Here is a 25,134-nt window from a genome sequence, read left to right as displayed (position 1 = left end):
GATGCGATCGAAAGCTCACGAATTGTCAAGGGAGAGGGCCTCATGGCTGCAAGCATGACTCGTCGGATTGTTGGGGGCGCCGCCGTATTCGTCGGTGTGGGAGCTGCAGGTCTGATCATGGCTGCTCCGGCCGGCGCGGCCGTAACGGGTGTCGCGATCACGACGCCGTCGGGATACGGCTCGGTGGCCGATCGGTATGGCTCGAGTTGCTCGTATACCGTGCAGGCGACGGTTAATGACTACACGTCGGGTGCAGACCCGGTCGCGTTCAGCGTGTCCAAGGACGGTGGGGCATACACGGCGATCGATGGTTCCCCGGTGGCCGCCGATGCCAACAAGGTCACCATTACGTGGACCCCGCCCGCGCCGGGTACCTACAAGATCAAGGCGCAGCAGGGCAGCAGTGACGCCCAGTACACAGGCAATCTCCAGGTCGGCTCGGGTATCCAGATCCCCGCGATCTCACTCGGACCGATCAACTTCGATCTGCCCTTCACCGATACCTGCATCGTCTACGCGCCGTGACATCGTGAGCTGAGCTCCCGAGCACAACAGAGATGGGGTGTTGCGGATTTCGTCCGCAACACCCAATCCCTGTTGTCGCTGTGCACTGGCGGGCCCCATGGCAGGGGCGCCTCGCTCATCCATCCAGCCAGAACACTCGACCACCTGCCGCATGATCCAGCCACGCCTGCACGTCATGCCTGTGCTCGGCCGCGCCCACCAGCGCCTTCGTTGCGATCTGGACTGCGGCTGTGCAGTCGGCGGTCCCGAGCAGTCCTTCTGTGTGCGCCTCGAACAGCTCATCCACGTCGACCAGTTCCAGGGGCCGCCCCGGAACGTCTACCAGGTCCAGGTACCAGTCCTCGGCATGCCAACGTCCCTGGGCGTCGGGTCCGCTGAACCTGCCGACGTCCAGATACAACCGCTGCCCGTCGCGATGCCCGGGTGTGAAGTGGAAGATGTTCGCCCGCAGTCCGAGAGCCAGTAGCAGCCAGGACTCGAGGTGGGAGAACCGCGGATGATCTGCGGTCCGGGACATGTACAGGCCGTGGTCGGTGACCTCGTAGCGCTCGACCGGCCGGACGAACCCCTTGTTGTCGGTGTTCGTCATGGCCGGGACGTCGAAGACCTCGCGTTTGGGCGGATGAGGGCGCTCTCCCATAGGCGCACCCTAGTTGCTGAGGCCCATCAAGGCCCGGTACACGGCGACGGAACATTCGTGTCATAGGGCGCGTTTACCCTGGCACTATGGCTTTTGCAGCAGAACGCCCGGTCATCGCGCATTCTGAGTTCCGTCCGGTCGGCGAGATCGAACGCACCGGCGGTCACTTCGAGGTGGTCAGCGAGTACGAACCGGCTGGTGACCAACCTGCCGCCATCGATGATCTGGAGAATCGGATCAAGGCGGGGGAGAAGGACATCGTCCTCCTCGGTGCCACCGGCACCGGAAAGTCGGCCACCACCGCGTGGTTGATCGAGCGAGTGCAGCGACCCACGCTGGTGATGGCACCGAACAAGACCCTGGCGGCCCAGCTGGCGAACGAACTGCGCGAGATGCTGCCGAACAACGCCGTCGAGTACTTCGTCTCGTATTACGACTACTACCAACCCGAGGCGTACATCGCACAGACCGACACCTACATCGAGAAGGACTCGTCGATCAACGACGACGTCGAACGTCTGCGACATTCGGCGACGTCGAATCTGCTCTCACGACGCGACGTCGTGGTGGTCGCGTCGGTGTCGTGCATCTACGGCCTCGGTACACCACAGTCCTACCTCGACCGGTCGGTCGAGATCGCCGTCGGCGAGGAGATCGACCGTGACGCGCTCCTGCGGCTGCTCGTCGATGTCCAATACACGCGTAACGACACGGCCTTCACCCGCGGTGGATTCCGTGTGCGCGGCGACACCGTCGAGATCATCCCGTCGTATGAGGAACTCGCCGTGCGGATCGAGTTCTTCGGTGACGAGGTGGAGGCGTTGTATTATCTGCATCCGCTGACGGGCGACGTTGTGCGGCAGGTGGATTCACTGCGCATCTTCCCGGCGACGCACTACGTCGCGGGACCGGAGCGCATGGAGCGGGCGATGAAGAGCATCGAGGAGGAGCTCGAGCAGCGCCTGGCCGATCTCGAGGGGAAGGGGAAGCTTCTCGAAGCGCAGCGTCTGCGGATGCGCACCAGCTACGACCTGGAGATGATGCGGCAGGTCGGGTTCTGCTCGGGCATCGAGAACTACTCTCGCCACATCGACGGCCGGGCCGCCGGCAGCGCCCCGGCCACCCTGATCGACTACTTCCCCGAGGACTTCCTGCTCGTCATCGACGAATCTCATGTGACGGTGCCGCAGATCGGCGGTATGTACGAGGGCGACATGTCGCGCAAGCGCAATCTCGTCGATTACGGCTTCCGGCTGCCGTCCGCGGTGGACAACCGACCACTCACGTGGGACGAGTTCGTGGACCGCATCGGTCAGACGGTCTATCTGTCGGCGACCCCCGGACCCTATGAGCTCGGCCAGGCCAACGGGGAGTTCGTGGAACAGGTGATCCGGCCGACCGGTCTCGTGGATCCCGAGGTCATCGTTAAACCCACCAAGGGCCAGATCGACGACCTGGTGCACGAGATCCGGGAACGCACCGAGCGGGACGAACGCGTCCTGGTCACCACACTCACCAAGAAGATGTCCGAGGACCTCACCGACTATCTGTTGGAACTCGGCATCCGAGTCCGGTACCTGCATTCCGAGGTCGACACGCTCAGACGAGTCGAGCTGTTACGCCAGCTCCGATCCGGCGAATACGACGTACTCGTGGGCATCAACCTACTGCGTGAGGGCCTCGACCTCCCCGAGGTGTCGCTGGTGGCGATTCTCGACGCCGACAAGGAAGGTTTCCTGCGGTCGACCACGTCGTTGATCCAGACGATCGGTCGGGCGGCCCGCAACGTGTCCGGTCAGGTGCACATGTACGCCGACACGATCACCGATTCGATGCGTAACGCCATCGACGAGACCGAACGTCGACGAGCCAAGCAGGTCGCCTACAACACAGAGATGGGCATCGATCCGAAACCGTTGCGCAAGAAGATCGCCGACATCCTCGACCAGGTGTATCGGGAAGCCGAGGACGACGCCGTCGCCGTCGGCGGCTCGGGCCGCAACGCGAGCCGTGGACGCCGGGCCCAGGGCGAGGTCTCGAAGGCGAAAGGCGCCACCAGCGCCGGTGTCATCGAGAAGCGGGACACGTCGTCGATGCCGCGTGCGGAACTTGCCGACCTTGTCTCGTCGCTGACCGATCAGATGATGAGCGCTGCGCGAGATCTGCAGTTCGAGCTCGCCGGCCGACTCCGCGACGAAATCGCCGACCTGAAGAAAGAGTTGCGCGGGATGGACGCCGCAGGCATCAAGTAAATGTGCCGATCCCCACGAACAGCGGACAAATCGCACGGCGCAAACTAATCTGCCGGATCAGGGGTTCTACAGTGTGTGGGGATGACATCTGCCTCGCGACGGCGAGGCGGACTGACACGTGGAGGATTGGATGAGCGCATATCAGACGGTCGTCGTCGGCACCGATGGCTCCGAGTCATCGTTGAAGGCGGTCGAGCGTGCGGGGGCACTTGCTGGTGAGAATGCGTCACTGGTGATCGCGTGCGCCTATTTTCCGAACGATCGCGGTGCCGGTGGGGCCGCCGACGTCCTGAAGGACGAGGCCTATCAGGTGATGGGATCGTCGCCGACCGAAGAGATCCTGAGGACAGCGAAAGAACGCGCATCTCGGGCGGGTGCCGGCAATATCGATGCCCGCGCGGTGAAGGGCGCACCTGTGGACGCCCTACTGCAGCTCGTCACCGACGTCAGCGCCGACCTGTTGGTCGTCGGTAACAAGGGACTCAACTCGATTGCCGGACGTCTTCTGGGCTCCGTGCCGGCCGACGTTGCACGCAAATCGGCGTGCGACGTCCTGATCGTGCACACCACCTAGTCGCGTAACGCGCACGACCAGCGACGAAGCCCCCCGGTGCCTCACCAGGCGTCGGGGGTTTCGTGCGTCATGCCCTCGAGTTCCGGTGGGAGTTCCTCGGAATGGATCACGGTCAACCGCTGGGTCGCGCGGGTCAGGGCGACATACAGATCCGAGTAACCCAGTGGTGAGTCGCCGATGATCGCTGCGGGTTCCACCACCACCGTGTTGTCGAATTCCAGGCCCTTACAGCCGCCGACGGTGAGGACCCGCGGGTGGCCGTCGAAATCGCGCGCCGCGGAGGCCGTCTCGTCGTAGAGCCCGTCCGGAACGATGACCGCACTCAATCCGGTCAGTCCCGCTCGGGTGGCCGCCTCGAGTGCGACCTTCGCCAGCGCGGCCGCATCGGTGGGTACGGCGACCGGTTCGATTCCGTTGCTTCGCAATGACGTCGGTGGCGACTGCGTCGGACTGATCTGCTCGAGCACCCGCGCCGCGTAGGTCATGATCTCGGCCGGTGTCCGGTAGTTGACGGTGAGTTCACGCAGTTGCCAGCGATCGGCGACATACGTGCTGAGCACGTCGCCCCATGATCGCGTACCGGCGAGATCCCCGGTCTGAGCCGTGTCACCGATGATCGTCATCCACCGATTGGGAATGCGGCGCATCACCATCCGCCACGCCATACCCGAGAGTTCCTGCGCCTCATCGACTATCACATGTCCAAAGGCCCAATTACGATCGCCGTGTGCGCGTTCCGCCGTGGTCAGTCGCTGGGTCTCGGTCTGGCGCGCGGCGAGTTGTTCGGCGTCGATCAGGTCGTAGGCCATCAGGATCTCCGGATCGAGCTCGTCCTCGAGGTCCTGCGGTGCGGAACCGGTCAGAATGTCCAGCGCATCCTGTGCATCTGCCAGCTGTCGACGCCAGCGTTCCCGTTCGGCTCGCTCGGCGTCGTCCGAGCCGAAGCCGATCAGCTCCGCGAGCTCGTCGAGCAACGGCACATCTGCCGGGGTGAAGTCGCTGCCGTCGTCGTGACGGTCGCCCGGGTCCCGTTGCAGTGCGGCGCGATCGTCATCCGACCAGCCGGGGCTGGCCTTGCGCACTGCCGACGGGTCGGCATACAGGTTGCGCAGCATGCTCTGCGGGTTCAGGGTCGGCCAATATTCGAGAAGCGCTCGGCGGATGTCGGGGTCGTGACTCATCTCGTCGCGGATGTCGGCGATGTCCGCGCCCGAGAGCAACTGGGAGCCGTCGAGCAGACTTGCACCGATCGATCGCGCATGGGCGTGCGCGAGGCCGTCCAACGCGGCGCGGAGGAAAGCCGGTTGCGCGAGATTGTGTGCTCGACGCGAACTCCGCGCCTTGGCACGGGCCGCCTTGATCAAATCGGAATCGATCATCACCTGATAGGTGTCGAAATCCACCGGCACCGGTTTCGACGGCAGCGACTGCCGCGCCCGGACGGCCCGCTTGAGGAGATCCACCATTCGTAGGTCGCCCTTGACCGCCGCTGCGTGACGGCGTTCCACCGCGGTCGCGTGCACGCCGGGGAACAGATCGCCCACGGTGGAGAGCAGGACACCGGATTCGCCGAGCGACGGAAGGACCTGTCCGATGTAGTTCAGGAAGTCGTCGTTGGGTCCGATGATGAGAATTCCGCTGCGCGACAGAATATCCCGGTGCGTATAGAGCAGGTAGGCGGCTCGGTGCAGGGCGACCGCGGTCTTGCCGGTGCCGGGTCCGCCCTGGATCACCGTCACCCCCCGATGCGTCGAACGGATGATCAGATCCTGTTCGCGCTGGATCGTCTCGACGATGTCGGTCATCTCACCGGTGCGCGCCGCGTTCATCGCCGCGACGAGCGCGGTCTCGTTGACGACGTCGCCGTGCCCGACATCGTCGGGCGAAGCGTCACCGAGGATCAGCGACTCGTCGTTGACCGCTCGCACTCGCCGGCTCCGCGTCCGGATGTGCCGACGTCGATCGACGTCCTCGGGCGCCGCAGGTGTGGCGAGATAAAACGGGCGAGACAAAGGAGCGCGCCAGTCGAGCAGGAGTGTCGTATCGGCGGCATCGTCGTCGAGCACACCGATCCGGCCGATCCGCCGCACCTCGCCATCGGCCAGATCGAGGCGACCGAAATACAAATTGTGCTCGGCGGCATCGTATTTCGCCAGATCGTCCGTGTACATCCGCTCGTAGGACTCGCGCTCCGAGCGGGCTTGGGGAGTCCCACCGGACTCGCGGAGGGTGGTCGACAACCGCCGCTGGGTGTTGGCGCGCATCCGGTCGAGTCGGCCGTAGACGAGATCGAGATGGGCCTGCTCTTCGGCGATCCGAGCGGTCTCGGCCATCGTCGGACTATCGGTGGAACCGGTATCGGTGGAGCTCACTGTCGTGCCGACCCTTTCGCGATCGCCATCGCCCCGAATCCGGAATGTCGAGCCAATCCCGCGGCTTTCATGGCGGCCGAGACACGTGCGCCGGTCGTCGGCGCTGCCAGGCGCCCGCACACGGCGTCGATCGGACCGATCAACGCCTGATCGGCGAGATGTGTGTCGAGCCAGTCGACCACGGCTTGTTGCCGACCTAACCCGACCGGGTTGCCGGTATGGGGGTCAGCGAGCACGCCATGCCGTGAGACATACAGCGAGAACCACTGTGGCACAGCGTCAGCTGCGGCCACAGGGTGGTCGGCGATGGAGAGCATCATACGAATGTAATTCGGTTCGGTGTGGTCGAGGGCAGCGGTCTCGGCGTCAGTGAGCCACGATCCGACGGTGGACAGTGTGGACCCGGGACAGTGGTAAGGCGCGGCGGGTACATAACCGCGGGCCGATACGTGCGCGGAGTGGCCGACGGCGAGATGGGACACCGTGACACGCATGATCGGTGGCGACGGTGCAGAGCCTGTCACGCCGGCGAGCTTCCTGCGTAGCACCTCGCGCGAGGCATTGGAGCCGACCGCCACCACCAGGTGTCGGCCGGCGACCGAAGCCGCATCGATCGCAGGATCGCAGGCGGCCTCGGTCGTCGTCCACGGGTAGTCGTGGGCGGGCAGAAGGGGTGTCGGGTCTATGAGCGGGCCTTCCTCCAGCGTCGGCGGCCCTCCTCGGCGCCTTCGTACGCCTTGTCCCGTGCGGTGGCGGCCCGGGCCGAGACCTCATCGGCGATCTCGGGTGCACGCTTCTTGACCAGTTCGGCGGTGTCGGCCGAACGTTCCCGGATGGCCTCGGCCAACTCGGGCGCGCGTTCGATGATGTGATCCGCGGCCTTGTCGGCGCGCTTCTGCGCCTTCTTGGCGGCCTTGACCGCTTTGTCCGAGCGCTTCTGAGCGGCCTTGGCCGCGGTGTCCGATCGCTTCTGTGTCGCCTTGACGGCTTTGTCGGAACGCTTCTGTGCCGCCTCGGCGAACTCGGCGGTCCGCTTCTGGGCCACCTCCGCCAATCCGGCGGTGCGTTTGGATGCCGCGTCGGCCAACTCGGGCGCGCGGTGCTTGATGAGCTCGGCTGCCTCGCTGGAATACTCCCGGGCCGCTTCGGCGAGCTCCGGCGCGCGGTGGCGGACGACCTCGGCGGCCTCCGCGGAACGCTCGCCGAGGACGTGGGCGCCCTCGGCGGACCGCTCCCGGATCGTGTCCCACGTGGATTCGGACGCGGCGACGCCGACGGGCAGTGCCGCGGCGATGGCATGGCTTGTCGCCGAGGCCTTCTGACGGCCACGCCACGCGAGTGAGGGTTTGCCCTCGGTGTCGACCGCGGCGATCAGGAGTCCACCGAGAAGGCTGACGTTCTTGTAGAACTGCGTGCGCTGCCGAGCGCGCATCACCGGGTCGGTCTCGTTCCAGAAGGCGTGGCCGGCGACGGTGGTGGGCACGGTCGAACCGGCCAGTGCGAGCGCCGCGAACCGCGGGAACTTGCCCGTGGCCAACAGGACTCCGCCGCCCACCTGCACGGCGCCGTTGATGCGGACCAGGGTCTCGGGGTCGGTCGGCACCTTGTCGGTGATGCTGTCGGGCAGGGTCTCGACTGACTTGTCGACGAATCCCTGTGCCATATCGGCGCGGGTCTTGGGGCTGCGCAAGGCGTCGATGCCGGCGGCAACGAACACAGTGGCGAGCATGGGTCGGGCAATTCGGCGGATCAACACTGACGGCCTCCTCGTGACATGGCTCGGGTGATCACCCCCACGACTTGAGTGGTGAACCTTATCGAGGTTACCGGTCCGTGCGAGCGGGCGCAGGAACCCTGTTCGGTGGTCCGGCGGAGCGGGTCACCAGCCGCGATCACGCCATTCGGGCAGCGACGGGCGCTCGGTCCCGAGAGTGGTGTCCTTGCCGTGTCCGGGGTAGACGACCGTCGAGTCGGGGTAGCGGTCGAAGACCTTGGACGTGACGTCGGAGAGCAGCGTGTCGAAGTCTCCTGGCTCCCAGGTCTTGCCGACTCCGCCGGGAAAGAGGCAGTCGCCGGTGAACAGGTGGGTGACGTCTCCGTCCGTGAGCGCCAGCGCGATCGAACCCGGCGTATGACCGACCAGATGGATGGCCTCGAAGGTGAGGTCGCCCACCTCGATGGTGTCGCCGTCGTCGATCAGGCGGTCGGGTACCACCGGGAGTTTGTCGGCATCGGCACGGCCGGCCGTGGTCGGGGTCCCGAGTTCTCCCGCCACCTGCTCGAGTGCCTGCCAATGGTCGAAGTGCCCATGAGTGGTGAGGATCAGTCGGGGTGTTCCGGGCAGCTCACGAACGACGTCCAGGATCCGCTCGGCGTCGTTCGCCGCGTCGATGATCAGCTGGTCACCGGTGTTCTGTGAGGTGACCACATAGACATTGTTGTCCATCGGACCCACGGACAGTTTGACGATCGTCGCCGACTCGAGGGTGCGTCGCTGCGGCCGGGGTGACCCCGAGAGGTCGCCGGTGTAGGTGTCGATGATGGAAACGTCCTGGGGGCTCATGTTGGCCAGGCTATGACATACCCACGGGCACCGGGAAGGCCGTCAGCCAGGGGTGGTCGAGGAACTCGGGAGCCGGTGCGCGAGGGTATCGTGGAGCATTGGTCGATGGGACCCGCCGAACTTGTCGGTGGCCGTCGATAATGTACGCGCGGAGAGGTCCAACCAGTCGGCCGACCGCATCCAACTGCTCAGACACCAGCACACCGGCACGGCCGGATCAGCAACGAATGAGGACTTGCAAGTGGTTGACCGTTTGATCGTCCGCGGTGCCCGCGAACACAACCTGCGTGGGATCGACGTGGATCTACCTCGGGACAGCCTCATCGTGTTCACCGGGTTGTCCGGGTCGGGGAAGTCGTCGCTCGCTTTCGACACGATCTTCGCCGAGGGGCAGCGACGCTATGTCGAGTCGTTGTCGGCCTATGCGCGTCAGTTCCTCGGTCAGATGGACAAGCCCGACGTCGACTTCATCGAGGGACTGTCGCCTGCGGTGTCGATCGACCAGAAATCGACGAACCGCAACCCGCGGTCGACCGTCGGCACCATCACCGAGGTCTACGACTACCTGCGTCTGCTCTACGCGCGTGCCGGCAGGGCGCACTGCCCGGAGTGTGGCGAGCTGATCGCGAAACAGACCCCGCAGCAGATCGTCGACCAGGTGCTCGACATGGAGGCCGGTGTCCGATTCCAGGTACTCGCGCCGGTCGTGCGCACCCGCAAGGGCGAGTTCGTGGACCTGTTCGCCGAGCTGCAGACCCAGGGTTTCTCGCGGGCCCGCATCGACGGCGTCGTCCATCAGTTGACCGACCCGCCGAAGCTCAAGAAACAGGAGAAACACGACATCGAGGTCGTGGTGGACCGGCTGGCGGTGAAGCCGACTGCCAAGCAACGCCTCACCGACTCCGTCGAGACGGCGCTGCGACTGGCCGACGGGATCGTCGTTCTCGATTTCGTCGATCTCGAGGAGTCCGACCCGCACCGTGAGCGGCGCTTCTCGGAGCGGATGGCCTGCCCCAACGGTCACCCCATCGCGATCGACGATCTCGAGCCGAGGTCGTTCTCGTTCAACTCGCCCTATGGTGCGTGTCCGGAATGCGACGGACTCGGCATCCGCAAGGAGGTCGATGAGGAACTCGTCGTGCCGGACCCCGACCTCTCGCTGTCCGAGGGCGCGATCGCGCCGTGGTCGGGGGGACACAACGCCGACTACTTCCTGCGGCTGATGGGTGGGCTCGCCGATCAGATGGGCTTCGACGTCGACACCCCGTGGAAGAAGTTGCCCGCCAGGGCCCGCAACGCGATCCTCAACGGCAGCGACCACCAGGTACACGTCAAGTTCCGCAATCGCTATGGCCGGACCCGGTCCTATTACACCGAGTTCGAGGGCGTCATGTCGTTCCTCGCCCGCCGCATGGACCAGACCGAGTCCGAACAGATGAAGGAGCGCTACGAGGGGTACATGCGCGATGTGCCATGCCCGGCCTGCCACGGGGCGCGACTGCGGCCCGAGATCCTCGCCGTCACGCTCGACCATCCGACCTATGGGGCGATGTCGATCGCCGAGGTCTGTGCGCTGTCGGTGGCCGAGTGCGCGGACTACCTCAACGGACTGACACTCGACGACCGCCAGCAGGCGATCGCCGGCCGGGTGCTCAAGGAGGTCCAGGCGCGCATCACGTTCCTGCTCGACGTGGGACTCGAGTACCTGTCCCTGTCCCGTGCCGCCGGGTCGCTGTCGGGCGGTGAGGCCCAGCGCATCCGACTGGCCACGCAGATCGGTTCCGGATTGGCCGGGGTGCTCTACGTGCTCGACGAACCGTCGATCGGCTTGCATCAGCGCGACAATCGCCGGCTCATCGAAACCCTCACGCGGCTGAGGGACCTCGGGAACACCCTGATCGTCGTCGAGCACGACGAGGACACCATCCGGTCGGCCGACTGGATCGTCGACATCGGCCCGCGCGCCGGTGAGCACGGTGGGGAGGTCGTGCACAGCGGCAGTTACAAGGAACTCCTGCGCAACCGTCGATCCCTGACCGGGGCGTATCTGGCGGGGCGCGACGAGTTGCCGATCCCGGCCATTCGTCGGCCCATTTCACGCAAGAAGCAGCTCACCGTCGTCGGTGCGCGGGAGCACAATCTCCAGGGCATCGAGGTGTCGTTCCCGCTCGGCGTGCTGACCGCCGTCACCGGGGTGTCCGGCTCGGGTAAGTCGACGCTGGTCAACGACATCCTTGCGACCGTGCTCGCCAACAAGCTGAACGGTGCCCGCCAGGTGCCGGGCCGTCACACCCGGGTGAAGGGACTCGACCAGCTCGACAAGCTGGTCCAGGTCGACCAGTCGCCGATCGGCCGCACGCCGCGGTCGAATCCGGCCACCTATACCGGGGTGTTCGACAAGATCCGCACCCTGTTCGCCGCGACGACCGAGGCCAAGGTCCGCGGCTATCAGCCGGGTCGGTTCTCCTTCAATGTCAAGGGCGGCCGGTGTGAGGCGTGCGCCGGTGAGGGCACCATCAAGATCGAGATGAACTTCCTCCCCGACGTCTACGTACCGTGCGAGGTGTGCCATGGTGCGCGCTACAACCGCGAGACGCTCGAGGTGCATTACAAGGGCAAGACCATCTCCGAGGTGCTCGACATGCCGATCGAGGAGGCCGCCGAGTTCTTCGAGCCGGTCACGTCGATCCATCGGTACCTCAAGACTCTGGTCGATGTCGGCCTCGGATACGTGCGCCTGGGCCAGCCCGCACCGACCCTGTCCGGCGGCGAGGCGCAGCGCGTGAAGCTGGCCGCCGAACTGCAGAAGCGATCCACCGGCCGCACGGTGTACATCCTCGACGAGCCGACCACGGGTCTGCACTTCGAGGACATCAAGAAGCTCCTCGGCGTCATCAGCGGGCTGGTCGACAAGGGCAACACGGTGATCGTCATCGAACACAACCTCGACGTCATCAAGACCGCCGACTGGGTCATCGACATGGGGCCCGAGGGGGGCACGGGCGGCGGCACCGTGGTCGCCGAGGGCACCCCGGAGGACATCGCCGTCGAACCCGCCAGCCACACCGGCAAGTTCCTGGCGAACATCCTCGACGTCGACGAGACGGTCGCGTCGGCCGGCTAGCGGGCCCGGACGAACCAGGTCGCCGGCGGGGTTGCTACTTGCCCATCGATTTTCGGATCTCGTCGAGCTTCTTGCGTGCCGCTTCGTCGCGCTTGCGCATCATCTCGTCGACCTTCTGACCCTCAGGGCTCGTGTGGGCGAGTTCCTCGCTACCGATCGCGGTGGCGATCCGGTTCTCGATCTTGTCGCGGACGAAGTCGAAGGTCGGCACGCCCTGATCGGAGTAGTTCGGGTCCGGCAGCGGCGGGACGTAGCCGGGCGCGGGGGTGGTGGTCGCCGTCGGACCTGCCGGATCGGCGACGACCTCGCCCTCGACGACGTCGGGATCGCGATCCGATGGTGTTTCGCTGGTCATTTGTCCAGCGTACGTCGGTGCGTGAACCTAACGCCGACGATCGCGGACGGCGCCGGTGTACTTCTCGCCGGGACCTTCGCCGGGCTCGTCCGGGTAGGCGCTGGCATCGCGGAAGGCCAGCTGGAGCTGCTTGAGTCCGTCGCGGATCGGTGCCGCGTGGACGCCGAGGTCGGCCTTCGACGCATCGACGAGACCGGCGAGTGCGGTGATGAGTCTGCGCGCCTCGTCGAGGTCGACATCGTCCTCCGAGGCGCCCTCGGCCAGGCCGAGCTTCTCCGCCGATGCGCTCATCAGCATCACGATCGCCTTGGTGATGACCTCGATCGCCGGAATATCACCGAGATCACGGATGTTGTCGATATCGGTCTGCTCCATACCGGCCACCCCGTCATCGCCGTCTGTGCCGTGCCCACCGGGCATCTGTGCAGGTGACGAATAGGAGTTCTCGGTCATGGCTGCTAGACTCCCACAGTACGACCGCCCCGGTTTGCGCCGGGGTCGCAAGTGGAGTTCCGCTCCCACCGTCACGACGCGGCCTGGCCGCAGTTGTACGGTCCGGTTCACGCCGACAGTCGCGCCGCCACCGAGCTGCGTGTACGCGTCGGCCCGACACGTGTGTCGGAGAGCCGGTCGGTAACGGAGCCCTGCGGATGCGATCAGCATCCCGGGGCTCTTCTGCTGAGAGCGATTCCTCCTGCCACCCATGTCATATCCCTGGCGGTCACCAGAGAAAAACTGATCAAGGAGGCCCCATCAGCACTGAGACCCGCATCAACGAGCGCATCCGCGTCCCTGAGGTCCGACTCGTCGGACCCAACTCGGAGCAGGTGGGCATCGTGCGTGTTGAAGATGCGCTTCGCCTGGCCTACGAGGCCGATCTCGACCTGGTCGAGGTCGCGCCTGACGCACGGCCACCCGTGTGCAAGATCATGGACTACGGCAAGTTCAAGTACGAAGCCGCCCAGAAGCAGCGCGAGTCGCGTCGCAACCAGCAGATGACCGTCATCAAGGAGCAGAAGCTCCGCCCGAAGATCGACGACCACGACTACGAGACCAAGAAGGGTCACGTTGTCCGGTTCCTCGAGGCCGGGTCCAAGGTGAAGGTCACCATCATGTTCCGCGGCCGCGAGCAGTCGCGCCCCGAGCTGGGCTACCGACTGCTGCAGCGTCTGGGCAACGACGTCGCCGACTACGGCTTCATCGAGACGTCGGCCAAGCAGGACGGCCGGAACATGACCATGGTGCTCGCACCACACAAGGGTGCGAAGACGCGGCAGAAGGCGCAGCAGAGCCGTGACGGCGGGCCCAAGCCGGCCGCCAAGGACGAACAGCCCAGCCAGTAGTTCGGTGCGGACGGTCAGATGACCGACCGCGCGACCACTGACCAGCAGCGCACGAGAAAACACCCGACGGCCTCGGGTGGGTTCCCGTTCGCCCAAACGAAGGAAGAACATGCCGAAGAGCAAGACCCACAAGGGCACCGCGAAGCGATTCAAGGTGACCGGCAGCGGCAAGATCGTTCGCCAGAAGGCGAACCGTCGCCACCTGTTGGAGCACAAGTCGTCGCGCCGTACCCGCCGCCTCGACGGCGTCGCGGTCGTCAGCGAGAACGACGCCCCGCGCATCAAGCGACTGCTCAACCGCTGACCGCGCGTTGACCGCAGACACCGACATCTGACGAACAAAGAGGACTGAAACATGGCACGCGTGAAAAGGGCTGTGAACGCCCAGAAGAAGCGTCGTTCGACCCTGGAGGCATCCAAGGGTTACCGCGGACAGCGTTCGCGCCTGTACCGCAAGGCGAAGGAGCAGCAGCTCCACTCGATGACCTACGCCTACCGGGACCGTCGCGCCCGCAAGGGTGAGTTCCGCAAGCTGTGGATCGCGCGTATCAACGCCGCGGCCCGCGCCAATGACATCACTTACAACCGCTTCATCCAGGGCCTGAAGGTCGCGGGCGTCGAGGTTGACCGCAAGGTGCTCGCCGACATCGCCGTCACCGACCCGGAGGCCTTCACCGGCCTCGTCGAGGTGGCCCGCAAGGCACTGCCGGCGGACGTCAACGCACCCGCGGCCTGACGACGCGTTGACGCAAGCGACACAACGACCCGCGAGCAACGCACACGACGAGATCATCCGATGAGGGAGGTCTTGTCCGAGCGCTCCTCGCGGGTCGTGTCGTATGCCAAACTCCACCGCGCCGCGGTCCGGCGGGCCGAAGGCCGATTCCTGGTGGAGGGTGCCAACTCGGTGACGGCGGCGTTGTCGGCCCATCGGGTCGAGGTCGTGCTGGTCACCGAGGACGACGAGTGGCGTCACCGTGAGATCGTCGCCGCCGCGCGTGGTCACGAGGTGCCCGTCGTACTGCTCACAGCGAAAGCCGCGAAGAAGCTCGCCGAGACCGAGACGCCGCCTGGCGTACTCGCCGTGTGCGGCTTGCTGGACGCCGACCTCGCCGACGTCCTGGCCCGGACCCCACGGCTGCTCGCCGTCGCCGTCGAACCACGTGAGCCGGGCAATGCCGGCATGTTGGTCCGTACCGCGGATGCCATGGGCGCCGACGCGGTGATCCTGCTCGGTGACGCCGTCGACCCGCACAACGGCAAATGCGTCCGCGCCAGCGCGGGGAGTGTGTTCCACCTACCGGTCGTGCGTGAACGTGACATCGATGCCGGGCTTACCGCACTGCGGGACGCCGGGATCACGATGCTCGCGACCGCCGCCGATGGGGAGCTGGCGCTGGACGACGCAGCCGAGGTACTCACCCGGCCGACCGCCTGGCTGTTCGGCAATGAGGCCCACGGTCTGTCCGACGACGTCGCCGCGCAGGCCGATCACCGGGTGTCGATACCCATCCGTGGACGTGCCGAGAGCCTCAATCTCGCTGCGGCCGCTGCGATCTGCCTGTACCAGAGTGCCGCGGCGCACGCGGTCGATCGCGCTGAGCCCGGACCGGTAATTCCGACGTTGACCGGCAGCGTCGCGCCACATCCCGGTCGACTACCCTGATACGCGCGATATTGCATGTGATCACGCGGTAGCGCACAACGTTTTTCCAGACGACCCACCGAGGAGACCGCGCAGCATGGCCAGCCCTGCCGACGACGCCCCAGAGATCCGGTTCCCCGAACCCGAGGAACTCGACGCCGCAGCCGGGGCCGCCGTCGCGGCGTTCGAGGCGGCCGCCGACCTCGACGCACTCGCGGGCGCCAAGACCGCGCACCTCGGCGACCGCTCGGCCATCGCGTTGGCCCGCCGCGCGCTGGGCGCCATCCCGAAGGATCAGCGCTCCGCGGCAGGCAAGTTGGTCAACGAGGTGCGCGGCCGGGTCACCGCCGCGTTCGATCTCCGCACGGCCACGCTGCAGGCCGAACGTGACGCCGCCGTCCTGGTGGCGGAGGCCGTCGACGTCACGCTGCCCAGCGGCCGCCGTCGGGTGGGGGCGCGCCACCCGATCACCGTGATCGCCGAACAGGTCGCCGACGTCTTCGTCGGCATGGGCTGGGAGATCGCCGAAGGTCCCGAGGTGGAGACCGAGCACCACAACTTCGACGCCCTCAACTTCCTGCCCGACCATCCCGCCCGCTCGATGCAGGACACGTTCTACATCGCCCCGGAGGGATCGCGGCAGGTGCTGCGCACCCACACCTCGCCGGTCCAGGTGCGGTCGATGCTGAGCCGCGACCTGCCCACCTATGTGGCCTGTCCAGGCCGCACCTTCCGTACCGACGAACTCGATGCGACCCACACGCCGGTCTTCCATCAGATCGAGGGCCTGGCCGTCGACAAGGGGCTGACACTGGCGAACCTGCGCGGCACCCTCGAGGTCTTCGCGCGCGCCCTGTTCGGTCCCGAGACCACCACCCGGATGCGGGCGAGCTACTTCCCGTTCACCGAGCCGTCCGCGGAGGTCGACGTCTGGTTCCCCGGCAAGAAGGGTGGAGCCGGCTGGGTGGAATGGGGCGGCTGCGGCATGGTCAATCCGAATGTGCTGCGCTCCAGCGGGATCGACCCCGATGTCTATTCGGGTTTTGCCTTCGGGATGGGACTCGAGCGGACCCTGCAATTCCGCAATGACATCTCCGACATGCGCGACATGGTCGAGGGGGACATCCGTTTCACCGTTCCGTTCGGCCCGGCGGTCTGAGCGACCCGCGATGTGACCTCGACCCCATACCCGATATCGCGAAAGCCCGATCGATGAAAGTAGTTGGTTGACGTGCGTGCCCCACAGTCCTGGTTCAGCGAGGTGCTCCGTGAAGGAGACCCGCAGTGGTCGGCGACCGCGGCGGAGATCGACCAGGCCTTTGTCCGCGTCGGTTTCGAGATCGAGGACGTCGAGCCGTTCCCGTCGATCACCGGTCCGCTGGTGATCGGCCGCGTCGAGACGATCGAAGAGCTCACCGAGTTCAAGAAGCCCATCCGCTTCTGCACTGTCGAGGTCGGCGAGTCCGAGCCGCGCGGCATCGTCTGCGGGGCCCGCAACTTCGCCGAGGGCGACCTCATCGTCGCGGCCCTGCCCGGTGTGGTGTTACCGGGTCCGTTCGAGATCGCGTCACGCAAGACGTACGGCCGGATCTCCGACGGCATGATCTGCTCGGTCTCCGAACTCGGCATCGGCACCGACCACAGCGGCATCCTGGTGCTCGCACCGGGGACGGCCGAACCCGGTGCGGACGCCTACGAGGTGCTCGGACTGGACGACACCGCCATCGACGTCAACGTCACGCCCGACCGCGGATACGCGTTCTCTGTCCGTGGTCTCGGCCGCGAACTCGCGGGCAGCTTCGGAGTGCCGTTCGTCGATCCCGGTGCGGCCGGGGCTGCGGTGGCGGCCTCGGGTGACGCGTGGCCGGTCGCCATCGATGCGGATTCCGATGCCACCCGCTACACGGCCCGGGTGATCACGGGTGTCAACGCCGACGCCGTGTCGCCGTGGTGGATGCAGAAGCGTCTGATGGTGGCCGGCATCCGGCCCATCTCGGCCATCGTCGACATCACCAACTACGTGATGATCGAACTCGGACAGCCGCTGCACGCCTTCGATGCCGGCAAACTGTCCGGCACCATCACGGTCCGGTCCGCCCGCGCCGACGAGAAACTGACCACCCTGGACGACGTCGACCGGGTCCTCGACCCGGAGGACGTGGTCATCGCCGACGACAGTGGACCGGTCGCACTGGCCGGGGTCATGGGCGGTGCGGCAACCGAGGTCGGCACCGGCACCTCGACGGTGTTGCTGGAGTCGGCGACCTTCGATCCGGTCCGGGTGTTCCGCACCGGGAAGCGTCACAAGCTGACCTCGGAGGCGAGCAAGCGTTTCGAACGCACCGTCGACCCGGAGATCACGGCCGTCGCCTCTGATCGTGCGGCCCAGCTGATCGTCGACATCGCGGGCGGCACGATTGCCTCGCCGCTCAGCGAGGCACGTATCGAGTCACCCGTCACGGCGGAGATCTCGATGCCGGCCGACGAGCCCGACCGAACCGCGGGCATCAGCTATCCGACCGGTACCACTGCCGCTCGCCTGCGCGAGGTGGGCTGCGTGGTCGAGGGCAGCGACCTGCTCGTGGTCACACCACCGTCGTGGCGCCCGGACCTGCGTGAGCGGGCTGATCTCGTCGAGGAGGTCCTGCGACTCGAAGGCCTGGAGGACATCCCCGCGGTGGTGCCGCGGGCGCCCGCGGGCACCGGTCTCACCGCCGCCCAGCGACGTCGACGCGGGGTCGGGCGCACGCTTGCCCTCGACGGCTATGTCGAGGTGCTGCCGTACCCGTTCATGCCTGCCGGGGTCTTCGACGTCTGGGATCTGCCTGCCGACGACCGGCGCCGCCGGACGGTCAAGGTGCTCAACCCGTTGGAGACCGACCGACCCGAACTCAACACGACGCTGCTGCCCGGGCTGCTGGAGATGACCTCGCGAAACATCGCACGGGGTCAGCGCGATCTGTCACTGTTCACGATCGGTCAGGTGGTGCTCGCCGGCGACAACATGGCACCGGTCGGGGCGCTGGACGTGACCCGCCGTCCGAGTGAGAACGACATCGCCGCGCTCGACGCATCTCTGCCGGATCAGCCCCTGCACGTGGCGGTGGTGCTCACCGGCTTGCGGGATCCGGCCGGTCCGTGGGGACCGGGACGTGCCGCGGACCACATGGACGCGTTCGAGGCGGCCCGCGCGATCGGTCGTGCCGCCGGCGTCGACATCGTGCTGTCGGCAGCCGAGTACCGGCCGTGGCATCCCGGCCGCTGTGCGCGGCTCACCGTGGACGGCACGACGGTGGGTCATGCAGGTGAACTCCATCCAGCGGTCCTCGAACGGGCAGGTCTGCCGAAGCGACTGTGCGCGGTCGAGATCGATCTCGACGCGATGCCATTGGTCGAACGCCTGCCGGCGCCGCGGGTCTCCCCGTTCCCGGCCGTCCTGCAGGACGTCGCGGTGGTTGTCGCAGACACCGTGTCGGCGTCCGACGTGCAGACTGCATTGCGCTCCGGTGCCGGCGACCTGCTCGAGGCGATCGACCTGTTCGACGTGTTCACCGGTGACCAGGTGGGCGCGGGCAGCAAGTCGCTCACGTTCGCACTGCGATTCCGTGCGCCCGACCGGACCCTGACCGAGGAAGAGGCCAACGAGGCCAAGATGGCGGCGGTTGCGCACGCCGGTGAGGTGGTCGGCGCGCGACTGCGCTGAGCCGACTTCTTCCGTCGGGTTTGCGTTCGTCCGCGCAAAATATCCAGCGGACGAACGAAAAACGCCAGGAAGAACGAGCAGCCCACCCCGCGTATGAATTGATTTGCATCGGCGTGCATAATGATCGCATGACGATCAGGGTGGCGGTTGCCGGAGCCAGTGGCTACGCGGGTGGTGAGATCTTACGACTTCTCTGTGGACATCCGCGTCTGCGATCCGGTGAGCTGGAGATCGGTGCACTGACCGCCGGCGGGAACGCCGGCGCCACGCTCGGATCGCTGCACCCCAACCTGCTGCCGCTGGCCGGTCGTGTGCTCGAGGACACCACATCCGAGGTGCTCGCCGGCCATGACGTCGTATTCCTGGGGCTTCCGCACGGGAAGTCTGGCGAGATCGCCGATGCACTGCCGCCGGCGACGCTGATCGTCGACTGCGGCGCCGATCACCGACTGGAGAACGCCCAGGATTGGACCGACTACTACGGCAGTGACCACGCCGGAACCTGGCCGTACGGGCTGCCGGAGTTGCCGGGCAACCGCGAGATTCTCCGCGATACGACGCGCGTCGCGGTCCCCGGTTGCTATCCGACGGTCTCGATCCTCGCGCTACGACCGGCCGTGGCGGCCGGACTCGTCGAGCCGCACGTCACCGTTGTCGCAGTCAGTGGCGCCTCCGGTGCCGGTCGGGCGCCCAAGGTCGACCTGCTGGCATCCGAGGTGATCGGTTCGGCACGGGCCTATGGTGTCGGTGGTGCGCATCGGCACACGCCGGAGATCTCACAGGCACTGTCCGCGGCCGCCGATCTGCCGGTGTCGGTCTCGTTCACGCCCGTCCTCGTGCCGATGGCGCGGGGCATCCTGGCCACGTGCACGGCCCGTACCCGGGCGTCGGCCGCAGAGATCCGGTCTGCGTATGAGAAGGCCTACGACGACGAGACATTCGTGCATGTCCTGCCCGATGGGGCATTACCGATGACCGGATCGGTGATCGGCAGCAATGCCGTCCAGATCGCCGTCACCGTGGACGAGCGGGCCGGCACGATGGTTGCGGTCGGCGCCGTCGACAACCTGACCAAGGGCACCGGGGGCGCGGCTGTCCAATCGATGAACCTCGCGCTCGGCTGGGACGAAGCCGAGGGCCTGAGCACCGTGGGGGTGGCGCCATGACGACATCGCAGCAACCGACTCCGCCGTCGGGCGATCCCGCGCATTCCGACGACCGGATCACCCCGGGAGCCCCACTCGACGCTCCCCGGATGGTTCGGGAGCAAGGCGTGACCGCGCCGCTCGGGTTCCGGGCCGCCGGAATCGCCGCCGGAATAAAGGCGTCCGGTGCGCACGATCTCGCACTGGTGTTCAACGAGGGTCCCGAGTATGCCGCGGCGGGCGTCTTCACCCGGAACCAGGTGAAGGCCGCGCCGGTGTTGTGGAGCCGTCAGGTGCTGTCCACCGGGCGGTTGCGCGCAGTGATCCTGAACTCGGGCGGCGCCAACGCATGCACGGGCCCCGGCGGGTTCGGCGACACCCATGCCACCGCCGAGGCCGTGGCCGAGGCTCTGAGCAATTGGGGCACCGAGACCGGTGCGATCGAGGTCGCCGTCTGCTCGACCGGTCTGATCGGTGACCGGCTGCCGATGGACAAGGTGCTGGCGGGTGTGACCGAGATCGTGCAGGACATGGGTGGCGGCCTGTCCGGCGGCACCGACGCCGCGTACGCCATCATGACCACCGACACCGTCCCGAAACAGGTTGCGCTGCATCATCCGCAGGGCTGGAACGTCGGCGGGATGGCCAAAGGCGCAGGCATGCTCGCGCCGTCGCTGGCGACGATGCTGTGCGTCCTCACCACCGATGCGCGGGTCACCCCCGAACAACTCGACAGCTCGTTGGGCAAGGCGACGGCCCGTACCTTCGACCGGCTCGACGTCGACGGCTCGTCGTCGACGAACGACACCGTCCTCCTGCTCAGCTCGGGGGCCAGCCAGATCCCCGTGGAGCAAGCCGATCTCGACGCCGCGGTGCTCGCGGTCTGCGACGACCTGGCCGCGCAGCTGATGGCCGACGCCGAGGGCGTGACGAAACGCGTGCTGGTCACCGTCTCGGGCACCGTCACCGAAGACGATGCCGTCGTCGTGGCCCGCACCGTCGCGCGCGATTCGCTGGTCAAAACGGCACTGTTCGGCTCGGACCCGAACTGGGGCCGGGTACTCGCGGCCGTCGGCATCGCTCCGATCACGATCGATCCGGATCGGATCTCGGTGTCGTTCAACGGAACCCCGGTGTGCGTCGACGGCTGTGGCGCGCCCGGCGCTCGCGACGTCGATCTGTCCGGCGCCGACATCAGTGTCGAGATCGACCTCGGACTCGGTGATGCGTCCGCGACCATCCGCACGACGGACCTGTCGCACGGCTATGTCGAAGAGAACTCGGCGTATTCGTCATGAGCGGGACAAGCGGCAGCTCGACCACGAACCTCGGTGCCCTCGACAAGGCACTGGTCCTCGCCGAGTCCCTTCCGGCCCTCCAGGCGCTGCACGGTGCAACGGTCGTGGTCAAGTACGGCGGGAACGCGATGGTCGACGACGAGCTCAAGCGAGCCTTCGCCGCGGACATGGTGTTGCTGCGCGCCTGCGGTATGCACCCGATCGTGGTGCACGGCGGTGGCCCGCAGATCTCCGCGATGCTCAAGCGGCTCGGCCTGGAGGGCGAGTTCCGCGGCGGATTCCGCGTCACCACCCCGGAGGTGATGGACGTCGCCCGGATGGTCCTGTTCGGTCAGGTGGGGCGTGAGCTCGTCGGGTTGATCAACTCCCACGGCCCGTATGCCGTCGGGATCACCGGTGAGGACGCGCATCTGTTCACCGCGGCCCGGCGGACGGTGCTCGTCGACGGCGTGGCCACCGACATCGGTCTGGTGGGCGACATCGCCTCGGTGAACACCTCGGCGGTTCTCGATCTGGTTGCCGCGGGTCGCATCCCGGTGGTGTCCACCATTGCTCCCGACCGAGATGGCGTGGTGCACAACATCAATGCCGACACCGCCGCGGGTGCCCTGGCCGAGGCCCTCGGCGCGTCACGACTGGTCATGCTCACCGACGTCGAGGGCCTGTACACCGACTGGCCGGATCGTGGGTCGCTCGCCTCCCAGATCGGCACCGACGAGCTCGCCGGGCTGCTGGGCTCACTCGATTCCGGCATGGTGCCGAAGATGGAGGCCTGCCTGCGCGCCGTGAACGGGGGAGTCCGGGCCGCACACGTGATCGACGGGCGGGTGCCGCACTCGGTGATCGCCCAGTTGTTGACCGAGAGCTCGACGGGAACCACCGTCGTCGCCGACATCGATACATCAGGAGGGGCAGCATGACCGAGCCGTTGCAGAAGCGGTGGTCGGCCGCACTGATGAACAACTACGGCACCCCGTCGATCGCACTGGTCAGCGGATCCGGCGCGGTCGTCCGTGACGCCGACGGCAAGGAGTACCTGGACCTGCTCGGCGGCATCGCGGTCAACGCTCTGGGTCACGCACATCCGGCCATCGTCGAGGCCGTGACGACCCAACTGCAGACACTCGGGCACGTCTCGAACCTCTACGTGAGCGCACCCGCGGTCGAACTGGCCGAGCAACTGCTCGACAAGTTCGGGCACCCGGGCCGCGTGTTCTTCTGCAACTCGGGCACCGAGGCCAACGAGGCGGCCTTCAAGCTCGCGAGGAGGACCGGTCGACCCGAGATCATCGCTGCCGACAAGGCTTTTCACGGCCGGACGATGGGTGCACTCGCCATGACCGGGCAACCGGCCAAACGTGCACCTTTCGAGCCGATGCCACCGGGCGTGCGATTCGTTCCCTACGGCGACGTCGAAGCGCTGGACGCCGCGGTCACCGCGGACACCGCCGCAGTGATCCTCGAACCCATCCTCGGGGAGAGTGGCGTCATCGTCCCGCCGAACGGCTACCTGGCGGCCGCGCGGCGGATCACCGCCGAGCGCGGTGCGCTGCTGATCCTCGACGAGGTGCAGACGGGGATCGGCCGGACCGGGTCCTTCTTCGCACATCAGAGCGCAGGGGTGGTTCCCGACGTCATGACGCTGGCCAAGGGACTCGGCGGCGGACTACCGATCGGTGCCTGCATCGCCACCGGTCCGGCGGCCGAGCTGTTCGAACCCGGGCAGCACGGCACCACGTTCGGCGGCAACCCGACGTGCACCGCCGCGGCACTTGCGGTCCTGCGAACCATCGACGAGGAGGGCCTCCTCGATCACGTCGCATCCGTGGGCAAATCGATCGCCACGGGAATCGAGAATCTCGCTCACCCGCAGATCTCGCATGTCCGCGGCTCCGGGCTGCTGCTCGGGATCGTGCTCAACAGCCCGATCGCGGCGAAGGCCGAAAAGGCCGCGCGCGATACGGGTTTCCTGATCAACGCACCCGGACCCGACGTCCTCCGGCTCGCGCCGCCACTGATCCTGACCGAAGAGCAGGGCGCCGACTTCGTCGCGGCACTGCCCGACATCCTGGACGCGGCAACCACCGATGAACCACAGGGGGAGAAGGCATGACCCGGCATTTCCTGCGCGACGACGATCTCACGCCCGATGAGCAGGCACAGGTGCTGCGTCTGGCCGCGGAGGTGAAGGCCGAGCCGATGCGTCACCGTCCCCTCGAGGGCCCACGCGGCGTCGGCGTGATCTTCGACAAGAACTCCACCCGAACGCGGTTCTCGTTCGAGATGGGCATCGCCCAGATGGGCGGGCACGCTGTCGTCGTCGACGGCACGACGACGCAGCTGGGTCGGGACGAGACGATCGAGGACACCGGGCGGGTGCTGTCGCGGTTCGTCGACGCCGTCGTCTGGCGGACCTTCGGTCAGGAGCGGCTCGACGCGATGGCCTCGACCGCGACGATCCCGGTCGTCAACGCCTTGTCCGACACCTTTCATCCATGCCAGGTGCTGGCCGACCTGCAGACCGTCATCGAGCACAAGGGCCGCACCGCCGGTCTGTCGATGACCTACCTCGGTGACGGCGCCAACAACATGGCACACTCACTCGCGCTCGGCGGGGTGACTGCGGGGATGCACGTGACCATCAGCGCCCCAGCCGGTTTCGAACCCGACGGAGCTGTCGTCGAGGCGACGAACGCGCGAGCCCGGGAGACCGGAGGCTCGCTGCGGCTCGTCTCCGATCCGGTCGCAGCGGTCGCCGGTGCGGATGTCCTCGTCACCGACACCTGGACGTCGATGGGGCAGGAGGGCGACGGCAAGGATCGCAAGGCTCCGTTCCTGCCGTACCAGATCAACGACGAACTGCTCGGCAAGGCGGATGCGGAAGCGATTGTGTTGCACTGCCTCCCGGCACACCGCGGGGAAGAGATCACCGACTCGGTGATCGACGGCCCGGCCAGCGTGGTCCTCGACGAGGCCGAGAATCGGCTCCACGCGCAGAAGGCGCTGCTGATCTGGCTGTTGGGACAGCAATGACCAGCACCGGACGATCGGCGCACAGCGATGCCGGACACGGCGAGTCGCGACTCGCCGCCACGAAGGCCGGCCGGCATGCCCGGATCATCGACATCTTGGCTACCCATCAGGTGCGCAGCCAATCCGAGTTACAGCATCTCCTCGCCGGCGAGGGCATCGATGCGACCCAGGCAACCCTCTCCCGGGACCTCGATGAACTCGGTGCCGTCAAACTGCGTGCCGCCGACGGCGGGGCCGGGGTCTACGTGGTGCCCGAGGACGGATCGCCGGTTCGCGGCGTGTTCGGGGGGACCGATCGACTGGCACGTCTGCTCGCGGAATTGCTCGTCTCGACCGACAGCAGCGGAAACCTGGCGGTTCTGCGCACACCACCCGGAGCGGCGCACTACCTCGCCAGCGCCATCGACCGCGCCAGCATGCCCGACGTGGTGGGCACGATCGCCGGCGACGACACGATCTTCGTGGTCGCCCGGGAGCCGGTCGACGGCGCCGAACTGTCCCGACGAATCGAGGGCCTCGTGTAGCCACGCGGCCCCTCAGCTCAGCCCTTCAGACAGAATCA

Annotated in this window: 23 protein-coding genes; 16 read left to right on the top strand and 7 right to left on the bottom strand. The window is 66.8% G+C overall.

Going from position 1 to position 25,134, the window contains the following annotated elements; all coding sequences use genetic code 11:
• The first annotated feature begins 42 nt into the window (after positions 1-42).
• Entirely contained in the window at positions 43-525 is a 483-nt protein-coding gene (locus ACVT6V_RS20855) for a hypothetical protein (protein ID WP_489896017.1), read from the top strand.
• Positions 526-640: 115 nt separating this feature from the next.
• On the opposite strand, the gene ACVT6V_RS20850 is transcribed toward ACVT6V_RS20855, so the two are convergent.
• A complete protein-coding gene (locus ACVT6V_RS20850) occupies positions 641-1,165 on the bottom strand; it encodes a ribonuclease FAU-1 family protein (RefSeq protein WP_489896016.1) in 525 nt (174 codons plus the stop codon).
• An 86-nt stretch (positions 1,166-1,251) separates the two neighbouring features.
• Here ACVT6V_RS20850 and uvrB point away from each other — a divergent pair, with 86 nt between their 5' ends.
• Both uvrB and ACVT6V_RS20840 read left to right on the top strand, forming a co-directional pair.
• Positions 1,252-3,417, top strand: a complete 2,166-nt coding sequence (uvrB, locus tag ACVT6V_RS20845) for an excinuclease ABC subunit UvrB (RefSeq protein ID WP_489896015.1) — start codon at positions 1,252-1,254, stop codon at positions 3,415-3,417.
• Between the two features lie 130 nt (positions 3,418-3,547).
• Positions 3,548-3,991, top strand: coding sequence for a universal stress protein (locus tag ACVT6V_RS20840; RefSeq protein WP_489896014.1), 444 nt, complete (start codon positions 3,548-3,550; stop codon positions 3,989-3,991).
• 41 nt (positions 3,992-4,032) lie between these two features.
• Here ACVT6V_RS20840 and ACVT6V_RS20835 read toward each other — a convergent pair whose 3' ends face one another.
• The 4 genes from ACVT6V_RS20835 to ACVT6V_RS20820 form a co-directional block, all read right to left on the bottom strand.
• Positions 4,033-6,324: a HelD family protein gene (locus ACVT6V_RS20835; RefSeq protein WP_489896013.1), complete on the bottom strand. Its 2,292-nt coding sequence runs from the start codon at positions 6,322-6,324 to the stop codon at positions 4,033-4,035.
• Between the two features lie 35 nt (positions 6,325-6,359).
• Positions 6,360-6,887: a hypothetical protein gene (locus tag ACVT6V_RS20830; protein WP_489896012.1), complete on the bottom strand. Its 528-nt coding sequence runs from the start codon at positions 6,885-6,887 to the stop codon at positions 6,360-6,362.
• A gap of 158 nt (positions 6,888-7,045) precedes the next feature.
• Positions 7,046-8,119 carry a DoxX family protein gene (locus ACVT6V_RS20825; protein ID WP_489896011.1) on the bottom strand — a complete coding sequence of 358 codons (1,074 nt, stop codon included), beginning with the start codon at positions 8,117-8,119 and terminating at the stop codon, positions 7,046-7,048.
• Between the two features lie 123 nt (positions 8,120-8,242).
• The gene (locus ACVT6V_RS20820; RefSeq protein ID WP_489896010.1) at positions 8,243-8,926 is read right to left on the bottom strand and encodes an MBL fold metallo-hydrolase; all 684 of its coding nucleotides are present in this window, start codon (positions 8,924-8,926) and stop codon (positions 8,243-8,245) included.
• A 241-nt stretch (positions 8,927-9,167) separates the two neighbouring features.
• On the opposite strand from ACVT6V_RS20820, the gene uvrA reads away from it, so the two are divergent.
• Positions 9,168-12,050: an excinuclease ABC subunit UvrA gene (uvrA, locus tag ACVT6V_RS20815; protein ID WP_489896009.1), complete on the top strand. Its 2,883-nt coding sequence runs from the start codon at positions 9,168-9,170 to the stop codon at positions 12,048-12,050.
• Positions 12,051-12,084: 34 nt separating this feature from the next.
• Here the strand turns inward: uvrA and ACVT6V_RS20810 are convergent, their stop codons facing one another.
• Both ACVT6V_RS20810 and ACVT6V_RS20805 read right to left on the bottom strand, forming a co-directional pair.
• Positions 12,085-12,405 carry a PspA domain-containing protein gene (locus ACVT6V_RS20810; RefSeq protein WP_489896008.1) on the bottom strand — a complete coding sequence of 107 codons (321 nt, stop codon included), beginning with the start codon at positions 12,403-12,405 and terminating at the stop codon, positions 12,085-12,087.
• A gap of 27 nt (positions 12,406-12,432) precedes the next feature.
• Positions 12,433-12,858: a DUF1844 domain-containing protein gene (locus ACVT6V_RS20805; RefSeq protein ID WP_489896007.1), complete on the bottom strand. Its 426-nt coding sequence runs from the start codon at positions 12,856-12,858 to the stop codon at positions 12,433-12,435.
• Between the two features lie 257 nt (positions 12,859-13,115).
• On the opposite strand from ACVT6V_RS20805, the gene infC reads away from it, so the two are divergent.
• The 12 genes from infC to ACVT6V_RS20745 all read left to right on the top strand — a co-directional run bounded on the left by infC (position 13,116) and on the right by ACVT6V_RS20745 (position 25,096).
• Entirely contained in the window at positions 13,116-13,748 is a 633-nt protein-coding gene (infC, locus tag ACVT6V_RS20800; protein ID WP_489900923.1) for a translation initiation factor IF-3, read from the top strand.
• 109 nt (positions 13,749-13,857) lie between these two features.
• The gene (rpmI, locus tag ACVT6V_RS20795; protein ID WP_005178720.1) at positions 13,858-14,052 is read left to right on the top strand and encodes a 50S ribosomal protein L35; all 195 of its coding nucleotides are present in this window, start codon (positions 13,858-13,860) and stop codon (positions 14,050-14,052) included.
• 51 nt (positions 14,053-14,103) lie between these two features.
• Complete coding sequence (gene rplT / locus ACVT6V_RS20790; RefSeq protein WP_489896006.1) at positions 14,104-14,484, top strand: 50S ribosomal protein L20; 381 nt, start codon at positions 14,104-14,106, stop codon at positions 14,482-14,484.
• A gap of 60 nt (positions 14,485-14,544) precedes the next feature.
• Positions 14,545-15,414: a TrmH family RNA methyltransferase gene (locus ACVT6V_RS20785; protein ID WP_489896005.1), complete on the top strand. Its 870-nt coding sequence runs from the start codon at positions 14,545-14,547 to the stop codon at positions 15,412-15,414.
• Between the two features lie 76 nt (positions 15,415-15,490).
• Positions 15,491-16,552, top strand: coding sequence for a phenylalanine--tRNA ligase subunit alpha (gene pheS, locus ACVT6V_RS20780; protein WP_489896004.1), 1,062 nt, complete (start codon positions 15,491-15,493; stop codon positions 16,550-16,552).
• 72 nt (positions 16,553-16,624) lie between these two features.
• Entirely contained in the window at positions 16,625-19,096 is a 2,472-nt protein-coding gene (gene pheT / locus ACVT6V_RS20775; protein WP_489896003.1) for a phenylalanine--tRNA ligase subunit beta, read from the top strand.
• A gap of 128 nt (positions 19,097-19,224) precedes the next feature.
• A complete protein-coding gene (gene argC / locus ACVT6V_RS20770) occupies positions 19,225-20,262 on the top strand; it encodes an N-acetyl-gamma-glutamyl-phosphate reductase (RefSeq protein WP_489896002.1) in 1,038 nt (345 codons plus the stop codon).
• A complete protein-coding gene (gene argJ / locus ACVT6V_RS20765; protein ID WP_489896001.1) occupies positions 20,259-21,539 on the top strand; it encodes a bifunctional glutamate N-acetyltransferase/amino-acid acetyltransferase ArgJ in 1,281 nt (426 codons plus the stop codon). The genes argC and argJ overlap by 4 nt, the downstream gene beginning before the upstream one ends.
• Positions 21,536-22,459 carry an acetylglutamate kinase gene (gene argB, locus ACVT6V_RS20760; RefSeq protein WP_489896000.1) on the top strand — a complete coding sequence of 308 codons (924 nt, stop codon included), beginning with the start codon at positions 21,536-21,538 and terminating at the stop codon, positions 22,457-22,459. The genes argJ and argB overlap by 4 nt, the downstream gene beginning before the upstream one ends.
• The gene (locus ACVT6V_RS20755) at positions 22,456-23,652 is read left to right on the top strand and encodes an acetylornithine transaminase (protein WP_489895999.1); all 1,197 of its coding nucleotides are present in this window, start codon (positions 22,456-22,458) and stop codon (positions 23,650-23,652) included. The genes argB and ACVT6V_RS20755 overlap by 4 nt, the downstream gene beginning before the upstream one ends.
• Entirely contained in the window at positions 23,649-24,572 is a 924-nt protein-coding gene (gene argF / locus ACVT6V_RS20750) for an ornithine carbamoyltransferase (protein ID WP_489895998.1), read from the top strand. Before ACVT6V_RS20755 ends, argF begins: the two co-directional genes overlap by 4 nt.
• Complete coding sequence (locus ACVT6V_RS20745; RefSeq protein WP_489895997.1) at positions 24,569-25,096, top strand: arginine repressor; 528 nt, start codon at positions 24,569-24,571, stop codon at positions 25,094-25,096. Before argF ends, ACVT6V_RS20745 begins: the two co-directional genes overlap by 4 nt.
• Positions 25,097-25,134: the final 38 nt, after the last annotated feature.

The sequence above is a fragment of the Gordonia sp. LMA167 genome (genome assembly GCF_058130025.1).
The sequence above is the reverse complement of the archived record's forward strand: the minus strand, read 5'-3'. Positions and strand labels throughout refer to the sequence as shown.

What these genes read in the sequence shown, in the direction of transcription:
- ACVT6V_RS20855 (WP_489896017.1), top strand. Translation starts at nt 43, where the DNA reads ATGGCTGCAAGCATGACTCGTCGGATTGTTGGGGGCGCCGCCGTATTC.
- ACVT6V_RS20850 (WP_489896016.1), bottom strand. Translation starts at nt 1,165, where the DNA reads ATGGGAGAGCGCCCTCATCCGCCCAAACGCGAGGTCTTCGACGTCCCG.
- uvrB (WP_489896015.1), top strand. Translation starts at nt 1,252, where the DNA reads ATGGCTTTTGCAGCAGAACGCCCGGTCATCGCGCATTCTGAGTTCCGT.
- ACVT6V_RS20840 (WP_489896014.1), top strand. Translation starts at nt 3,548, where the DNA reads ATGAGCGCATATCAGACGGTCGTCGTCGGCACCGATGGCTCCGAGTCA.
- ACVT6V_RS20835 (WP_489896013.1), bottom strand. Translation starts at nt 6,324, where the DNA reads ATGGCCGAGACCGCTCGGATCGCCGAAGAGCAGGCCCATCTCGATCTC.
- ACVT6V_RS20820 (WP_489896010.1), bottom strand. Translation starts at nt 8,926, where the DNA reads ATGAGCCCCCAGGACGTTTCCATCATCGACACCTACACCGGCGACCTC.
- ACVT6V_RS20810 (WP_489896008.1), bottom strand. Translation starts at nt 12,405, where the DNA reads ATGACCAGCGAAACACCATCGGATCGCGATCCCGACGTCGTCGAGGGC.
- ACVT6V_RS20805 (WP_489896007.1), bottom strand. Translation starts at nt 12,858, where the DNA reads ATGACCGAGAACTCCTATTCGTCACCTGCACAGATGCCCGGTGGGCAC.
- rpmI (WP_005178720.1), top strand. Translation starts at nt 13,858, where the DNA reads ATGCCGAAGAGCAAGACCCACAAGGGCACCGCGAAGCGATTCAAGGTG.
- rplT (WP_489896006.1), top strand. Translation starts at nt 14,104, where the DNA reads ATGGCACGCGTGAAAAGGGCTGTGAACGCCCAGAAGAAGCGTCGTTCG.
- ACVT6V_RS20785 (WP_489896005.1), top strand. Translation starts at nt 14,545, where the DNA reads ATGAGGGAGGTCTTGTCCGAGCGCTCCTCGCGGGTCGTGTCGTATGCC.
- pheS (WP_489896004.1), top strand. Translation starts at nt 15,491, where the DNA reads ATGGCCAGCCCTGCCGACGACGCCCCAGAGATCCGGTTCCCCGAACCC.
- argC (WP_489896002.1), top strand. Translation starts at nt 19,225, where the DNA reads ATGACGATCAGGGTGGCGGTTGCCGGAGCCAGTGGCTACGCGGGTGGT.
- argJ (WP_489896001.1), top strand. Translation starts at nt 20,259, where the DNA reads ATGACGACATCGCAGCAACCGACTCCGCCGTCGGGCGATCCCGCGCAT.
- argB (WP_489896000.1), top strand. Translation starts at nt 21,536, where the DNA reads ATGAGCGGGACAAGCGGCAGCTCGACCACGAACCTCGGTGCCCTCGAC.
- ACVT6V_RS20755 (WP_489895999.1), top strand. Translation starts at nt 22,456, where the DNA reads ATGACCGAGCCGTTGCAGAAGCGGTGGTCGGCCGCACTGATGAACAAC.
- argF (WP_489895998.1), top strand. Translation starts at nt 23,649, where the DNA reads ATGACCCGGCATTTCCTGCGCGACGACGATCTCACGCCCGATGAGCAG.
- ACVT6V_RS20745 (WP_489895997.1), top strand. Translation starts at nt 24,569, where the DNA reads ATGACCAGCACCGGACGATCGGCGCACAGCGATGCCGGACACGGCGAG.